The organism is Streptomyces sp. NPDC057474 (assembly GCF_042802555.1).
In the GTDB taxonomy this organism is placed as follows: domain Bacteria; phylum Actinomycetota; class Actinomycetes; order Streptomycetales; family Streptomycetaceae; genus Streptomyces.
In genome coordinates this window covers 1-15129 of sequence record NZ_JBHVDX010000241.1, presented here as the reverse complement: position 1 = coordinate 15129, position 15129 = coordinate 1, and the positions used below count along the sequence as shown (strand labels likewise).

13 protein-coding genes are annotated in these 15129 nt (G+C 69.7%); 10 read left to right on the top strand and 3 right to left on the bottom strand.

Annotated features, from left to right (window positions below):
* Positions 1 to 37: 37 nt before the first annotated feature.
* Positions 38 to 2809 (bottom strand): penicillin acylase family protein, encoded by a 2772-nt coding sequence (locus tag ACFU53_RS40475; RefSeq protein WP_384004454.1) that lies wholly within the window; start codon positions 2807 to 2809, stop codon positions 38 to 40.
* 233 nt (positions 2810 to 3042) lie between these two features.
* On the opposite strand from ACFU53_RS40475, the gene ACFU53_RS40470 reads away from it, so the two are divergent.
* The 6 genes from ACFU53_RS40470 (at position 3043) to mscL (ending at position 9499) form a co-directional block, all read left to right on the top strand.
* Positions 3043 to 4644 (top strand): potassium/proton antiporter, encoded by a 1602-nt coding sequence (locus ACFU53_RS40470; protein ID WP_384004452.1) that lies wholly within the window; start codon positions 3043 to 3045, stop codon positions 4642 to 4644.
* A gap of 298 nt (positions 4645 to 4942) precedes the next feature.
* Positions 4943 to 6229, top strand: a complete 1287-nt coding sequence (locus ACFU53_RS40465; protein ID WP_384004450.1) for an MFS transporter — start codon at positions 4943 to 4945, stop codon at positions 6227 to 6229.
* Between the two features lie 201 nt (positions 6230 to 6430).
* The gene (locus ACFU53_RS40460; RefSeq protein WP_384004448.1) at positions 6431 to 6757 is read left to right on the top strand and encodes an FmdB family zinc ribbon protein; all 327 of its coding nucleotides are present in this window, start codon (positions 6431 to 6433) and stop codon (positions 6755 to 6757) included.
* A gap of 78 nt (positions 6758 to 6835) precedes the next feature.
* Positions 6836 to 7744, top strand: a complete 909-nt coding sequence (locus ACFU53_RS40455; RefSeq protein ID WP_384004446.1) for an S-methyl-5'-thioadenosine phosphorylase — start codon at positions 6836 to 6838, stop codon at positions 7742 to 7744.
* A gap of 528 nt (positions 7745 to 8272) precedes the next feature.
* A complete protein-coding gene (locus ACFU53_RS40450; RefSeq protein WP_384004444.1) occupies positions 8273 to 8893 on the top strand; it encodes a hypothetical protein in 621 nt (206 codons plus the stop codon).
* Positions 8894 to 9022: 129 nt separating this feature from the next.
* Positions 9023 to 9499, top strand: coding sequence for a large conductance mechanosensitive channel protein MscL (gene mscL, locus ACFU53_RS40445; protein WP_384004442.1), 477 nt, complete (start codon positions 9023 to 9025; stop codon positions 9497 to 9499).
* Between the two features lie 88 nt (positions 9500 to 9587).
* Here the strand turns inward: mscL and ACFU53_RS40440 are convergent, their stop codons facing one another.
* On the bottom strand, positions 9588 to 9770 hold the full coding sequence (locus tag ACFU53_RS40440) for a hypothetical protein (RefSeq protein ID WP_384004440.1): 183 nt from the start codon (positions 9768 to 9770) through the stop codon (positions 9588 to 9590).
* 163 nt (positions 9771 to 9933) lie between these two features.
* Here ACFU53_RS40440 and ACFU53_RS40435 point away from each other — a divergent pair, with 163 nt between their 5' ends.
* From ACFU53_RS40435 to ACFU53_RS40420, 4 genes are all read left to right on the top strand, one after another.
* The gene (locus ACFU53_RS40435) at positions 9934 to 11268 is read left to right on the top strand and encodes a low temperature requirement protein A (protein ID WP_384004438.1); all 1335 of its coding nucleotides are present in this window, start codon (positions 9934 to 9936) and stop codon (positions 11266 to 11268) included.
* Positions 11258 to 12283 (top strand): P1 family peptidase, encoded by a 1026-nt coding sequence (locus ACFU53_RS40430; RefSeq protein ID WP_384004456.1) that lies wholly within the window; start codon positions 11258 to 11260, stop codon positions 12281 to 12283. Before ACFU53_RS40435 ends, ACFU53_RS40430 begins: the two co-directional genes overlap by 11 nt.
* Positions 12284 to 12487: 204 nt before the next feature.
* Positions 12488 to 13705, top strand: coding sequence for an Ig-like domain-containing protein (locus tag ACFU53_RS40425; protein ID WP_384004436.1), 1218 nt, complete (start codon positions 12488 to 12490; stop codon positions 13703 to 13705).
* Between the two features lie 157 nt (positions 13706 to 13862).
* Positions 13863 to 14621 carry a DUF6227 family protein gene (locus tag ACFU53_RS40420; RefSeq protein WP_384004434.1) on the top strand — a complete coding sequence of 253 codons (759 nt, stop codon included), beginning with the start codon at positions 13863 to 13865 and terminating at the stop codon, positions 14619 to 14621.
* Between the two features lie 31 nt (positions 14622 to 14652).
* Here the strand turns inward: ACFU53_RS40420 and ACFU53_RS40415 are convergent, their stop codons facing one another.
* On the bottom strand, positions 14653 to 14931 hold the full coding sequence (locus tag ACFU53_RS40415) for a hypothetical protein (protein WP_384004432.1): 279 nt from the start codon (positions 14929 to 14931) through the stop codon (positions 14653 to 14655).
* Between the last annotated feature and the right edge of the window lie 198 nt (positions 14932 to 15129).

The window sequence follows — 15129 nt, the reverse complement described above, 5'->3', positions numbered from 1 at the left end:
CGCGTGCGTGGAGGCCGCTTTCCGTTTCAGGCGAGCGTCACGGTTTCAGCAGCAGCGTGTCGCTCGTGCCGCTCTCGACCGCCTTGTCCGAGAACGACCACGTCAGCAACTCGCCCTTGACCCACTTGTCGGTCTGGTCGGTGTAGTGCGCGTTGTACGCGTGCCCGGAGGCGCCGGTGAGGTTGATCCACTTGGATTTGTCGAGGTCCCCGAGGTTCACCACCATGCGCATCGAGGGCACCCAGACGACCTCGTAGCCGCCCGCCGCGTTCCAGCCGGTGGCGTTGACCGTGGCCTCGCCGCCACCGAGCTTCCAGGGGCCGCGGTTGAGCATGTACTGGAGGAAACCGGGGCCCTCGGTGCCGAGGGTCTGGTTCTCCAGGAACAGGCGGTGCAGCCGGCCCCAGCTCCAGGTGTCGATGTCCTTGCCGAGCTTGGCGGTGAGCTCCCAACGGGCGTCCCGCATGGCCCGCTTGAACAGCTCGTCACGGGTGTCGGCGGCGTCCAGGTTCCGTATCTTCGGCGTGGACCACCAGTCGTTGTCCTCGTCGTCGATGATCCGGCGGACCACCTCGAACCAGCGGTCGCCGCCGTCCGGCTGCGCCTGGTCCGCGTCGCGCTTGCCGCACTCGCGCACCCGCTGGTCCTCGTCGGCGGGCCCGGTGGTGTCGACCGGCTCGACCGACAGGCACTGGCCCTCGACGCGCAGCTCCTTGGGCAGCTTGTTGCCGAAGGCGAGCTTCAGGATGTTGCGCCAGACCGAGTTGAAGTACGCGGCGGCCGCCGAGTCGGCGTCCTGGGTGTAGTCCCAGCCCTCCAGGAGCTTCTGCGCCTGGCGGACTTCCTTGTCGTCGACGTCGATCTTGAGCAGCAGCGGCACCAGCAGCTTGGCGATCTCGCTGCTGTTGTCCATCTGCATCTGCCGCATGTCGTCGGTGGAGATCTTGCCGCCACCCTTGATCTTCGACTCGATGAGGCTGGTGATGCGCTGCGCGCGCGTGCCGTAGCCCCAGTCCTTGGTGAGCGTGTACGGGTAGTCCTGGTCGACGACGGCCTGGTTCGCGGTGACGATGTAGCCGCGCTTCGGGTTGTACTCGTACGGCAGCTCGTCCTGGTCGATGTAGCCGGTCCAGCGGTACTTGGTGTCCCAGCCCGGTGCGGGCAGCGAACCGTCGCCCGCACCCCGGGTGGGGATCTTGCCGGGCAGCTGGTAGCCGATGTTGCCCTCGGTGTCGGCGTAGGTCAGGTTCTGCGAGGGGACGTCGAACAGGGCGGCGGCCTCGCGGAAGTCGTCCCAGCCCTTGGCCCTGTTCATGGCGAAGACGGCGTCCATGGAGGTGCCGGGGTCCAGCGCGGTCCAGCGCAGGGCGATGCCGTAGCCGTCGCCGCGGTCGGGGGCGTCCTGGTCGACGGAGGCCTTCTTGCCGACCTCGACGAGTTCGTCGTTGCGGTCGGACAGCAGGGGGCCGTTGTTGGTGGTGCGGACGACGATCTTCTTGGACGAGCCGCCGGAGACCTCGATGGTCTCCTCGCGGGTGTCGAAGGGCAGGACCTTGGCGCCGTACTGGTAGCCGTCGCCGGTGAGCTTCTCCAGGTAGAGGTCGGTGACGTCGACGCCGGAGTTGGTCATGCCCCAGGCGATGTCGGCGTTGTGGCCGATGACCACGCCGGGCATGCCCGAGAAGGTGTAGCCGGCGACGTCGTACTGGCACTTCTCGGAGACGGCCTTGCAGTGCAGGCCCATCTGGTACCAGACCGACGGCAGCGTGGCCGACAGGTGCGGGTCGTTGGCCAGCAGCGGCTTACCGGTGATGGTGTGGCTGCCGGAGACGACCCAGGAGTTGGAGCCGATGCCGTTGCCGTTCACTCCGACGGCCTCGGGCAGGTCCTCCAGGACGTTGTAGAGGCCGTCCAGCTGGGTCTGGAGGGCCGAGGAGTCCGTGGAGGTCCCGGCGGCGCTCACGCCCGTTCCCGTGCCGCCGGTGCCCTGCGTGGAGCCGCCGGTGCCCTGCGTCGACCGGGACCCGTCCGACCAGGTCTCGGTGAGCTCGTCGTACTCGCCCTCCTGCACGATCGTCTTGTTGCGGTCGTACGGGTACTGCGGGTACAGGTCGGCGATCTGCTTGGGGCCGAGGCGGCTGGTCATCAGGGCGCGGTCGATCTCGTCCTGCATGTTGCCGCGCAGGTCCCACGCCATCGCCTTCAGCCAGGCGATCGAGTCGACCGGGGTCCACTCCTCGGGCTTGTAGTCGCCTGCGAAGCCGAGGGCCGCGTACTCCAGGGAGATCTCCTCGCCGTCCTTGCCGGCGAGGTAGGCGTTGACCCCCTCGGCGTACGCGTCGAGGTACTTCTTCGTCTCGGCCGAGAGCGTCTTCTTGTACTCCTCCTCGGCGGTCCGGTGCCAGCCGAGGGTGCGCAGGAACTCGTCGTTGTCGACCTGGCCCTCGCCGAACATCTCCGAGAGGCGGCCGGCCGTCATGTGGCGGCGCACGTCCATCTCGTAGAACCGGTCCTGCGCCTGGACGTAGCCCTGCGCCATGAACAGGTCCTCGTCGGAGGAGGCGTAGATCTGCGGGATCCCGTGGTCGTCGCGCTTGACGTCGACCGGTCCCGACAGACCGTCCAGGGATATCGAGCCCTTGGTCTGGGGGAAGGAGGCGCGCACGGTGGAAACGGACCAGAACGCCCCGTAGCCGACGCCACCGATGATGGCCAGGACCAGGACGATCAGGAGAAGACGGACTTTGCGTCCCTTCTTCCTGCCGGACTTGCCGGACTGCTGGCCGGAGGGGGTGGTGTCGGTGGGCATCGCTGTCCTTGCTGTCCTAACACGAGCGGCAGGTCGGGCTGTGCTTTGTACTGAACGCTGGAGCAACCATAGGCGCAGGGCCCGACGCGACTTGACGCGGAGTCGGGAACTGGCGCGGACGACTGTTCGATCTTGCCCTTGCAAGCGTCAAGAAATCGTCAAGAGTTAGGTAAGGTAATGAAGTACTTGCACTGACGTAACCGCAACCGCACGGTTTCCGTGATCGGCTTCGCATGCCTCCATGCGCGCGTGCCCGCATCCAGTGCTCGGCATCCCCACACTCGGAACCACGTGCGGTTCGGCGAGAAAGGTACGGCCCTCTGACTGTCCACGACCTCAACCAGCTCCTGCTCGTCTGCTCGCTCGTCCTGCTAGTCGCGGTCGCCGCGGTCCGGATCTCGTCGCGCAGCGGGCTCCCCAGCCTGCTCGTGTACCTGGGCATCGGCATCGCCATGGGCCAGGACGGCATCGGCGACATCCACTTCAACAACGCCGAACTGACCCAGGTCATCGGCTACGCGGCCCTCGTCGTGATCCTGGCGGAGGGCGGCCTCGGCACGAAGTGGAAGGAGATCAAGCCGGCCCTGCCGGCCGCCAGCTCACTGGCGCTGGTCGGAGTCGCGGTGAGCGTCGGCGTCACAGCGGCGGGCGCGCACTATCTGATCGGCCTGGAGTGGCGACAGTCACTCATCATCGGCGCGGTCGTGTCCTCCACGGACGCGGCGGCCGTCTTCTCCGTGCTGCGCAAGATCCCCCTCCCCGCGCGCGTGACGGGCACCCTGGAGGCCGAGTCCGGCTTCAACGACGCCCCGGTGGTCATCCTCGTCGCCTCGCTCTCCATGGCCGGACCGGTCGAACACTGGTACGTCCTGATCGGTGAGATAGCGCTGGAGCTGGCGATCGGCGCCGCCATCGGCCTCGCGGTCGGCTGGCTCGGCTCCTGGGGCCTGCGGCACATCGCCCTGCCCGCCTCCGGTCTCTACCCGATCGCCGTCATGGCCATCGCCGTCGCCGCGTACGCGGCCGGCGCCCTGGCCCACGGCAGCGGCTTCCTCGCCGTCTACCTGGCCTCCATGGTCCTCGGCAACGCCAAGCTGCCCCACTGGCCGGCCACGCGCGGCTTCGCCGAGGGAGTCGGCTGGATCGCCCAGATCGGCATGTTCGTCCTGCTCGGACTGCTGGTCACCCCGCACGAGATGGGCGACGACATCTGGCCCGCGCTCGTCATAGGCCTGGTGCTGACCATGGTGGCGCGCCCGCTGAGCGTCGCCGTCGCACTCACACCGTTCCGGGTGCCGTGGCGGGAGCAGACACTGCTGTCGTGGGCCGGGCTGCGCGGCGCGGTGCCCATCATCCTGGCGACGATCCCCATGGTGAGCGGGGTCGAGGGCAGCCGCCGGATCTTCAATATCGTCTTCGTGCTCGTCGTGGTCTACACCCTCGTCCAGGGACCGACGCTGCCCTGGCTGGCCCGCAAGCTGCGCCTGGGCGGTTCCGGCGACGAGGCCGCCGACCTCGGCATCGAATCGGCGCCCCTGGAGCGGCTGCGCGGCCACCTGCTGTCCGTCGCCATCCCCGAGAAGTCCCGGATGCACGGCGTCGAGGTCAACGAGCTCCGGCTCCCCCCGGGCGCCGCCGTCACCCTCGTCGTCCGCGACGGCACCTCCTTCGTGCCGCTGCCGACCACGGTGCTGCGACGTGGCGACGAGCTGCTCGTCGTCGCCACGGATCCCGTACGGGACCAGGCGGAACGCCGCCTCAGGGCCGTCGGCCAGGGCGGCAAGCTGGCCGACTGGCTGGGGAAGGGCAACGGGACCGGCAGGGCGGGTCGTTGAGAAACGCGGGGCAGGTCGTTGAGAACGGGTTTCGCACCGCTCACACCCTCTGAAATCAGGGGTACGGCCGTCCATGGTGCTCATTTTCACAGGTGACCCGGCTTATCCCCCTGTACGATGAAGGCGCACTTGATCGGACCAACTCTGTCTGACGCAGAGCTGGCGCGACCGTATGGCGGCCGTCACGCCCCTCCCTGTGGGCCCGGCATCTACCGCAGTGGCGCAAGAGGACAGCTCTCGGCGCCCGATCCCCCGCGAACCGGGGGGCCGCGCTACCAGGCGGCGGAAAGGCACGGCCGTGGCGTCCACGGTCACCTCGAACACCTCGAAGGCGTCCCGCCCGGGCTACGGGCAGCTGCTGCGCACCCGTGGCGCGTGGACGTTCCTTCTCCCCGGCTTCGCGGCACGCCAGCCGTTCGCGATGCTGACCATCTCCATCGTGCTGCTGGTCCAGCACACCACCGGCTCGTACGGGGCGGCCGGCGCCGTGGCCGCCGCGACCGGTGTCTCCATGGCGCTGTTCGCCCCCTACAGCGGCCGTCTCGCCGACCGTCACGGCCAGCGGGCCGTCCTGATCCCCGGCATCCTCGTCCACGGGGCTGCGGGCCTCTCCCTGACGGCGCTGGCCCTGATGGACGCCCCCCTGTGGGCGCTCTTCGCCGCCGCCGTACCGACCGGAGCCTCGGTGCCGCAGATCGGCCCCATGGTGCGGGCCCGCTGGGGCGTCAAGCTCCAGGACTCGCCCCTGATGAGCACCGCGGCCGCCTTCGAGTCCGTCACCGACGAGCTGACCTTCGTGCTCGGCCCGCTGGTCGCGACCGCGCTCTGCACCGCTGTGCACCCGGCGGCCGGCCTGTTCACCGAGGCCGGGCTCACCCTGATCGGCGGCCTGCTGTTCGCCGCGCAGCGCGGCACCCAGCCCAAGGTCGTCTCCGTGGCGCACGCGCGCGTGGAGCACGTCTCCGCCCTGTCCGTCCCCGGAGTGCGCGTCCTGATCGTCACCTTCCTGGGCATCGGCTCCGTCTTCGGCGGCATGCAGGTCTCGCTCGCCGCCTTCTCCGAGTCGATCGGCGAGCCCGGTCTGAACGGCGTCCTGTACGGCGTCTTCGCCGCCGGCAACATGCTCTCCGGCATCGTCTGCGGCGCGATCGCGTGGAAGGTCGCCCATCGGCGGCGCCTGGTCGTCGGCTACACGGCCCTCGCGCTGGTGACCTCCGCCCTGTGGACCGCCGACTCCGTGCTCGTCCTCGCCGCGCTCGGCCTGCTGGTCGGCATGTGCATCGCCCCGGCCCTGATCACCGGCTACACGTTGGTCGACTCCCTGGTCCCGTCCGGTGCCCGCACGGAGGCCTTCACCTGGCTGACCGGCGCGGTCGCGCTCGGCCAGGCGGCCGCCGTCACGGCCGCCGGACAGCTGGAGGACCGACTGTGGACCGGCGCCGGATTCCTGGTGCCGATGGCCGGTACGGCATTGGCTCTTGCCACGCTGTTGGCGCTGCGTAGGCGGCTGGTGCCGCCGCGCGTGACCCGCGTGGTCACGCGCGGCGCGGCCCATCGCGAACCTGCCGCGATCGGTGAGATGTGACCTGTGATTTTCCCAGGGAATTGGTCACTGTGACTCCGCCGCTCAAGCGGCTTCCCACGTGGGCGGGAAGGCCCTCATGGCGGTCAAGCCCTGACCGCCGCCCGTGAGCAGGTGACGTGCGTTACTCCATTCGTCGGCAGCACGGGTTAACATGGACGATCGTTAGCACTCATCGAGTGAGAGTGCCAGGAGGAAGAGCCAGTGCCGACGTACCAGTACCAGTGCACCGAATGCGGTGAGGGCCTCGAAGCGGTGCAGAAGTTCACCGACGACGCCCTGACCGAGTGCCCCGCCTGCAACGGCCGCCTCAAGAAGGTGTTCTCCGCGGTCGGCATCGTCTTCAAGGGCTCCGGTTTCTACCGGAACGACAGCCGCGGCTCCTCGTCGAGCAGCAGCCCGGCGACGTCGAAGTCCTCGTCGGACGCGAAGTCGGCCTCGGACGCGAAGCCCTCGTCGTCTTCGTCGTCCTCCGACTCGAAGTCGTCGTCCTCGGGCTCTTCCTCCACCAGCAGCACCTCGGCCGCGTAGCACCTCCGTCCGGGACCCCGCCGTCGTACGACGACCGGCGGGGTCTTCGGCGTTTCCCGGCCCGGTTAGGGTGCGGGCATGGCGAACACGGAGCACGTGGAGAACGGGGTCCGGCTTGCGGTCGGGGCGGGCACGGCGGACGGCACGGCGGGGACGGACCTGGCGGAGATCGGCGTCATCGGAGGCTCGGGCTTCTACTCCTTCCTCGACGACGTGACCGAGATACAGGTCGACACCCCCTACGGGCCGCCCAGCGACTCCCTCTTCCTCGGTGAGATCGCCGGACGCCGGGTCGCCTTCCTCCCGCGCCACGGCCGCGGCCACCATCTGCCGCCGCACCGCATCAACTACCGCGCCAACCTGTGGGCGCTGCGCTCCGTCGGGGCGCGCCAGGTGATCGGCCCGTGCGCGGTGGGCGGTCTGCGGCCGGAGTACGGACCGGGCACGCTCCTCGTCCCGGACCAGTTGGTGGACCGCACCAAGTCCCGCACCCAGACCTACTTCGACGGCCTCCCGCTGCCCGGCGGCGCCATCCCCAACGTCGTCCATGTCTCGTTCGCCGACCCCTACTGCCCCGTCGGCCGCAAGGCCGCCCTCGAAGCGGCGCGCGGGTGCGACTGGGAACCGGTGGACGGCGGCGCCCTCGTCGTGGTCGAGGGCCCCCGCTTCTCCACCCGCGCCGAGTCCCTGTGGCACCGGGCCCAGGGCTGGTCCGTCGTCGGCATGACCGGCCACCCCGAGGCCATCCTCGCCCGCGAACTCGAGCTCTGCTACACCACCCTGACCCTCGTCACCGACCTCGACGCCGGCGCCGAGACCGGCGAGGGCGTCTCCCACGAGGAAGTCCTCCAGGTCTTCGCCGCCAACGTCGACCGCCTCCGGGGCGTCCTGTTCGAGGCGATCGCCGCACTACCGTCGAACGACAGCCGTGCCTGCCCGTGCACGAACGCACTGGGCGGGATGGACCCTGGGTTCGAACTGCCGTGACAGGAGAGCCATCGGGCCCGTGGGCGATCGAGGACGAGCCCAACCATTCCCAGCCCGCCCGGCGTTTGAGAGCGAGCCCAGCCATTCCCAGCCCACCCGGCGTATGAGAGCGAGCCCAACCATTCCCAGCCCGCCCGGCGTTTGAGAGCGAGCCCAGCCATTCCCAGCCCGTCCGGCGTATGAGGACGAGCCCAGCCATTCCCAGCCCGCCCGGCGTTTGAGAGCGAGCCCAGTCATTCCCAGCCCGCCCAACGGCCGAGGATGAGCCCAGCCATTTTCAGCCCGTCCGGCGTTCGAGGACGAGCCCGAAGGGCGACAGCGGGTCTGGGGCGCATCCACAGAGTTGGTTCGGGGTCGAAGGGGCAGCGCCCCTGGGGATGGGACGGGTAGGGGCGGCGGGGGCGGAACTCCTCATTCGGGTGGCGGAGTTTTCCACAGTCGGTGGGTAGTCCACAGGCCACAGCAGGCTTCGCCGCGAAGCCTCATCGTGGGACCGCAAGCCGATCTCACACAGCAGGTGGTGGCCCCATGTCCCGTCCCTCATCCTCACCCTCACCCTCATCCTCATCCTCATCCTCACCCTCACTCTCATCCACGCCCTCGTCCTCGCCCTCGTCCGCACGCCTTCCCTCCTGGGCCGCCGGCCCACCCGGCACCGACACCCCTCCCACCTGCGAGGTCCCACACTTCGCCCCACTACGGGTACGCGGCGGCGCCCACCGGCTCCGCCGCCTCGCCCGCTGCCGAAGGCGAGCCTTGGCCGCGGGCCTGGCGGTGACTGCCGCCGCCCTGCTGGCGACGGGGGCAGGACCGAGGGAAGCCGAACGGGTCAGGGGCCACCCCGTGGCCGACCCGCTCCCCGAGCGACCCAGCACCGTGGCGACGGTGACCGCACCGGTACGCATCGCCGACGGCGCGACGGTACGGCTGCTGCACCCCGGCGACCGCGTCGACGTGATCGCGGCCGAGGAGTCCGCGACGGGCGCCGGCGCCGCACGGGTCGTCGCACGCGGCGCCCGCGTGGCCAAAGTGCCGACCGCCAGCGCCACCGAGAGCGGAGCCCTGGTCGTCCTGACCGTGCCCCGCCGCACGGCGGCCCGGCTGGCCGGCGCGGGCGCCACGTCCCGCCTGGCGGTGACCCTGTGGTGACCGCCAACCCCGACGCCGGCCCCCACCCGTCAAGTCCCACAATGAAGGGACCCACTTGGACACCCGGGACCGGCCCTGACGTAGGTTGCGGAGTCGTTTGTTCCACAACCAGCGCAGAGAGGCCTCGTGGTGAGCGAGAAGAAGGAGCCGAGCATCTGGGAGGGCTTCAAGGCCTTCCTGATGCGGGGGAACGTCGTCGACCTGGCCGTCGCCGTGGTCATCGGCGCAGCCTTCACCAACATCGTCAACTCGGTGGTGAAGGGGGTCATCAACCCACTGGTGGGTGCCTTCGGCACCAAGGACCTCGACAAGTACAGCTCGTGTCTGAAGGACCCCTGCAAAACGGCTGCGGACGGCACGGTCACCAACGGCATCCCGATCATGTGGGGCACAGTCCTGAGCGCCACGCTCAGCTTCGTCATCACCGCGGCCGTCGTCTACTTCCTGATGGTGCTCCCCATGGCCAAGTACCTGGCCCGCCAGGAAGCCCGCCGGAAGGCGAAGGAAGGCGCGCACGAGGTCATCGAGGTGACCGAGCTGGAGGTGCTCAAGGAGATCCGCGACGCCCTGGTGGCCCAGCGCGGCTCGGGCCACGACCGCGAGTAACGGCGCTCGAAACCTTTGGCCGGCGATACCGACAAATCATGGCCTCTGGTCAGCGATGCCAGCGGCACAAGGCCGACGGCCGGCGGTGTCAGATGTGGTGGGGCGGCTTCTCGTCGAGGAAGCGCTTCAGGTCGGCCGCGCTGTCGCCGCTGTCACCGGGCCGCTCGCCCCACCCGTGGTCCGTGTCGTCGGACGACGGCCGGCTCAGCGGGTCGTCGAAGACCAGCGCGGCCTTGGGGTCACGCGGTTGGGAGGCGGGAGCGGTACTCATGTCTCCAGGGTACGGCCCCGAGCACGAACGATTTCCAGCCGCAGCCCCTCCCCCAGCTCACCCACACCCGCACCGGGCCCGTCCGCGCACTCCCTCAGCCCTCTCCTGCACTTGTGAACACCTGAGCGAGAATTCCACCGGATTTTCTGGTGTGCTTGGCCCCATGACGTCCAGTTCCACGCCCTCGACCCCCTCGGCTCCGGAACCGACCCCAGGCTCTGGCACGGCCTCGGCCCCGTCCCCGGCCTCGTCCTCGGCTGCCACCTCCCCGTCCGGCGTCGCCCGGGCGCCGGTGCGCAGGCTGGTCGCGCGGGGGCGTGGGGAGGTGCATCGGGTCGCCTCGCCGCTGGAGCTCTTCTTCGACCTGTGCTTCGTCGTCGCCGTCGCCCAGGCGGGCGTCCAGCTGGTGCACGCCGTCGCGGAGGCACACGCGGCCGAGGGCGTCGTGAACTACGCGATGATCTTCTTCGCGATCTGGTGGGCCTGGATGAACTTCACCTGGTTCGCCTCGGCGTACGACAACGACGACGTGCCCTACCGGCTGGTGACCCTCGTCCAGATAGCCGGTGTGCTCGTGCTCGCCGCCGGGGTCACCCGGGCCTTCGAGGACCATGACTGGCTGCTGGTCGTGCTCGGCTACGTGATCATGCGACTGGCGATGACCGCGCAGTGGCTGCGGGCCGCGCGAACCGCGACGGGCGCCGAGCAGGTCACGGCACTGCGGTACGCGGGCGGCGTGGTGCTCTGCCAGGTCGGCTGGCTGGGGCTGCTGGTCCTGCCGGAGCCGGCCAGGCCGTGGCTGTTCCTGGTGATGGCGATCGCCGAGATGTGCGTCCCGGTGTACGCGGAGAAGGGCTTCCAGACGTCCTGGCATCCGCATCACATCGCCGAGCGGTACGGCCTGTTCACCATCATCGTGCTCGGCGAGACGATCCTGGCGGCGACGGTCGCCGTGAAGTCGGCGGTGGACGAGAACAACGCGCTGGGCGAACTGCTGCCGATCGCGGTGGGCGGGCTGCTGATCGTGTTCTCCTCGTGGTGGGTCTACTTCACCGTTCCCATCCACGGTCATCTGCGCTCCAACAAGGAGAGCTTCCTGTGGGGTTACGGCCACTACCTGATCTTCGCCTCGGCGGCCGCGATCGGCGCGGGGCTGGAGGTCGCGGTGGAGGAGGCGGTGCACAAGGCGCACATCTCCACGCTGGCCGCGTCCGCAGCGGTGACCCTGCCGACGGCGCTGTACCTCCTCTCCGTGTGGGCGCTGCACGCCCGCCACTACAAGGTGGGCACGGCCCAGCAGACCGTCCTGCCGCTGGCCGCGCTGGCCGTGATCGTGTGCACGTTCCTGGGCCACTGGGCGGTCCTGGCGGCGGGCATCGTGGCGACCTTGACGGTCGCGGTCGGGGTGGCGCTCACCGCCCGAGCCCACGGCACCCACAACGACGAGTCCGACAGGACTCACGAGGCCCACAACACCCGAGATGCCCATGGCAGTTGACGCTCTGACCGATGTCCCCGGCCTGCGGGTCGGCCACGCCACCCGGGTCGGCGGGGGCTGGCTCACCGGTACCACGGTCGTGCTGGCTCCGGAGGGCGGCGCGGTCGCGGCCGTGGACGTGCGCGGGGGCGGGCCCGGCACCAAGGAAACGGACGCCCTCGACCCGCGCAACCTCGTACAGAGGGTCGAGGCCGTGGTGCTGACCGGAGGCAGCGCGTACGGGCTGGACTCCGCGTCGGGGGTGATGGCCTGGCTGGAGGAGCGCGGACGCGGTGTACGGGTCGGGCCCGACCCGGCGCACGTGGTGCCGGTCGTGCCGGCCGCCTGTGTCTTCGACCTGGGCCGGGGCGGGGACTTCAAGGCCAGACCGGACGCGGCCACCGGCCGGGCCGCGGTCGAGACGGCCGCCGCGAGCGGGCCCGGTGCCCCGGTGGCGGAGGGCTGCGTGGGTGCCGGAACGGGGGCGACGGTCGGGCTGCTCAAGGGCGGCATCGGCACCGCGAGCACCGTGCTGGACTCGGGGATCACGGTGGCCGCGCTGGTGGTGGCCAACGCGGCGGGATCGGTGATGGATCCGGAGACGGGCGTGTTGTACGGGGAGTTGTTCCAGGGGCGTACGGCGTATCCGGCGCCGGAGGTCCACGAGAACGCGCGCCGACGGGTCGCCGAGGCCGCCGCGAAGAGTCCTCCTCCCCCGCTGAACACCACGCTGGCCGTGGTCGCCACCGACGCCGACCTGACCCGCGCCCAGGCCCAGAAGCTGGCCGGCACGGCGCACGACGGCATCGCCCGCGCCGTACGCCCCGTACATCTACTCAACGACGGGGACACGGTGTTCACGCTGGCGACGGGCGCCCGGCCGCTGCCGCCACAGTCCGGTCCCCTCGCCCTGAACGAACTCCTCGCGGCAGGAGCGGACTTGGTGACGTGGGCGATCGTACGGGCGGTGCGGGCGGCCGAGTCGGTGGACGGGCCGGGGGGAGTGTGGCCTTCGTACGGGGAGTTGTACGGATAAGGGATGACGGGGATCCGTGGGATGAGGGGGGTCTTGAGAGGCCGGTAGTTCCAGCAGGTGTCGCCGGGGGCGATTGTCCCGGTTCTGTCACGTGATGCCGTCAGGCGGGAAGCGGGGGAACCCGCTCGGCCGTCGTTCGCTCTTTGTCCACGTACCGGAGCGGATCACGTAGATCACGTAGACGCGAAGAAGCTGGAGCAGATCGTGACGAGGCCGAAGATTGCTGTACGGCGTGCACTGGGGACCTGTGCCGTGCTGGTGGTCGGTGCGCTGACCCTCACCGGCTGTGGCGGGGACGCCCAGGCCGACAACAAGAGTGATGGCAAGGGGACTTCGGCCGAGGACGCGGCAGCGCGGATCACGATCTCGGCGAAGGAGGGGTCGACGGGCGCGTCCATCAACGCGACCGGCGTGAAGGTCAGCGGCGGCAAGCTGACCGAGGTCGAGATGACCGTGGCCGAGGGCGGCGCGGTCGTGGCGGGCGAGATAGCCGCGGACGGGCTGTCCTGGAAGCCGAAGGAGCAGTTGGAGCGCGGCACGAAGTACCGGATCTCCGCGACCGCGAAGAACGCCGACGGGAAGACATCGGCCGCCAACTCCATCTTCACGACCGTGTCGACGGCCAACAGCTTCATCGGGACGTACACGCCGGACAACGGCACCACGGTCGGGGCGGGGATGCCGGTGTCGTTCACCTTCGACAAGGCGATCACGGACCGGAAGGCCGTGCAGTCGCACATCACGGTGACGTCGAGCAGCGGGCAGGAGGTGGCGGGGCACTGGTTCGGGGAGCAGCGGCTCGACTTCCGGCCCGAGGAGTACTGGAAGGCCGGGTCCAAGGTCACGATGAAGATCGACCTGGACGGTGTGGAGGGCGCGAACGGCCTCTACGGCGTGCAGGACAAGACCGTCACCTTCACGGTCGGGCGCTCGCAGGTCTCCACGGTCGACGTGAACACGCAGACCATGACGGTCGTCCGGGACGGGAAGACGCTCAAGACCGTGCCGATCTCCGCGGGCGCTGCCGCGAACCCGACGTACAACGGTCAGATGGTGATCTCGGAGAAGTTCCGGCAGACGCGGATGAACGGGTCGACGGTGGGCTTCGGCGGTGAGTACGACATCGCGGACGTGCCGAACGCGATGCGGCTGACGACGTCGGGCACCTTCATCCACGGCAATTACTGGTACAACAAGTCCAACCCGCCCTTCGGACGCGAGGGCACCAGCCATGGCTGCGTCGGCCTCGCGGACGTCCAGGGGGCGAACGGCGACACGGTCTCCAAGTGGTTCTTCGACAACTCGCTGGTCGGCGACGTGGTGATCGTCAAGAACTCCCCCGACAAGACGGTCTCGCCGGACAACGGCCTCAACGGCTGGAACATGTCGTGGAGCGAGTGGACGGCGGACAGCGCCATCTGACCCCGCTGTTCTGGGAGTTCGTCGGGCCGCGCGGGAACCAACCGCGCGGCCCCGTCGTTTTATAGACGTACGTTTTCTCGGTTCCCGGACATGATGTCCGACCGAGGGGCTACGGTATGCACCCACAAGGTGACATGCAGCAACGCCGGGAGAAACCTTGAGCGTTCCGTACGAGACGGCAGCGTACGAGCCACCCGAGTCGCCCGAGTCTCCTGAGGAGCACCTCGCGCGACTCCTCGGCCGCGCCCTGAACTCCTTCGAACTGCCCGACGAGACGATACGACAGCTCGACTGTGCCCTCGCGCACGACAGTTCGCTGCACTCCGCGCACTACAGTTCGGGGCTGCACAGGGCGACGTACCGGCACACCTGGCTGCTCGCCGACGGCTCCGCCGTCACCCTGTGGGAGCTGGTGCACAACACGGTGCCCGGCAGCGACATCCAGCACGAGGTGTACACGGACGACGAGGAGCTGCGGGCCGCCACCGCGCGCCTGCCGCTGCCGCCGGACGCCCCCGACTTCGAACTGCCTGCCATGGTGGAGCTGGTGGCGTTTCCCGAGCCGCGCCACGAGTACGTACCGGACGACTCGGCGGACCACGCCCGTCGGCTGCTGCGGCGCGCGGAGAATCCGGACCGTCCCGGGGACGAGCTCGCCACGCTGTTGCTGCGGACCGCGTTCGCGCACGAGATCACCCAGGCCTTCGGCCGCCCGCACCGTCCCGCGCGGCGCGGTCGGCCCGGCTTGAGCTTCTCGCTGTACGAGCACGCGTTCCTGCTCACCGACGGGCAGGAGATCTCCCTCTGGGAGGTCGAGCACACGGCCACACCGGACGGACGCCACATGTGCGAGGTGTACGCGACGGAGGACGCGGCCCGGGACGCGATGGAACGCCGGGCGGGGCTGCCCGGCTAGACCTCTCGGCCGGCCCTGTGCAGGGAATGGCTCAGGCCAGGCGGTCGTCGCTGAACTGGCGGGCCAGGAAGGCGAAGGCGTCCTGCTCCGCCGGGGTCAGCTCCACGTGCTCCACGTGCGGGCCCGTGCGGCGCTGATGAGGCAGGCCCCGCAGGCGCGGGCCGCGCCTGCGGGCCAGCTCGGCGAAGCGGCCGCGGTGGACCTCACGGTCCCGGCGCAGTACGCGGACGAGCACAACGACCCAGATGACCGCCGCGAGGGCGAGGGCGACCACGCCCAACAGCTGGAGGATCGACATGTGCTCAGGCATGCCGTCCAGTAGACACCACCGGATGGGACTTTGAGCCCGGATCGTGACGTATCTCGCAGGTACGGCGTACAAGTCACACAGGTTGTAAAGACACCCAAAGGGGCGCACGGGGCGCTGACCGACCCCGGCACCGGGACCGACCCCGGCACCGACTCCGCTCACGGGAACGCGTACGGCCGTGGCCCCCTCTCGTGAGGC

Excerpts from the sequence above, each read along its gene's own strand:
- ACFU53_RS40475 (WP_384004454.1), bottom strand. The coding sequence starts at position 2,809 with ATGCCCACCGACACCACCCCCTCCGGCCAGCAGTCCGGCAAGTCCGGC.
- ACFU53_RS40470 (WP_384004452.1), top strand. The coding sequence starts at position 3,043 with ATGCCTCCATGCGCGCGTGCCCGCATCCAGTGCTCGGCATCCCCACAC.
- ACFU53_RS40455 (WP_384004446.1), top strand. The coding sequence starts at position 6,836 with ATGGCGAACACGGAGCACGTGGAGAACGGGGTCCGGCTTGCGGTCGGG.
- ACFU53_RS40450 (WP_384004444.1), top strand. The coding sequence starts at position 8,273 with ATGTCCCGTCCCTCATCCTCACCCTCACCCTCATCCTCATCCTCATCC.
- ACFU53_RS40440 (WP_384004440.1), bottom strand. The coding sequence starts at position 9,770 with ATGAGTACCGCTCCCGCCTCCCAACCGCGTGACCCCAAGGCCGCGCTG.
- ACFU53_RS40435 (WP_384004438.1), top strand. The coding sequence starts at position 9,934 with ATGACGTCCAGTTCCACGCCCTCGACCCCCTCGGCTCCGGAACCGACC.
- ACFU53_RS40430 (WP_384004456.1), top strand. The coding sequence starts at position 11,258 with ATGGCAGTTGACGCTCTGACCGATGTCCCCGGCCTGCGGGTCGGCCAC.
- ACFU53_RS40415 (WP_384004432.1), bottom strand. The coding sequence starts at position 14,931 with ATGCCTGAGCACATGTCGATCCTCCAGCTGTTGGGCGTGGTCGCCCTC.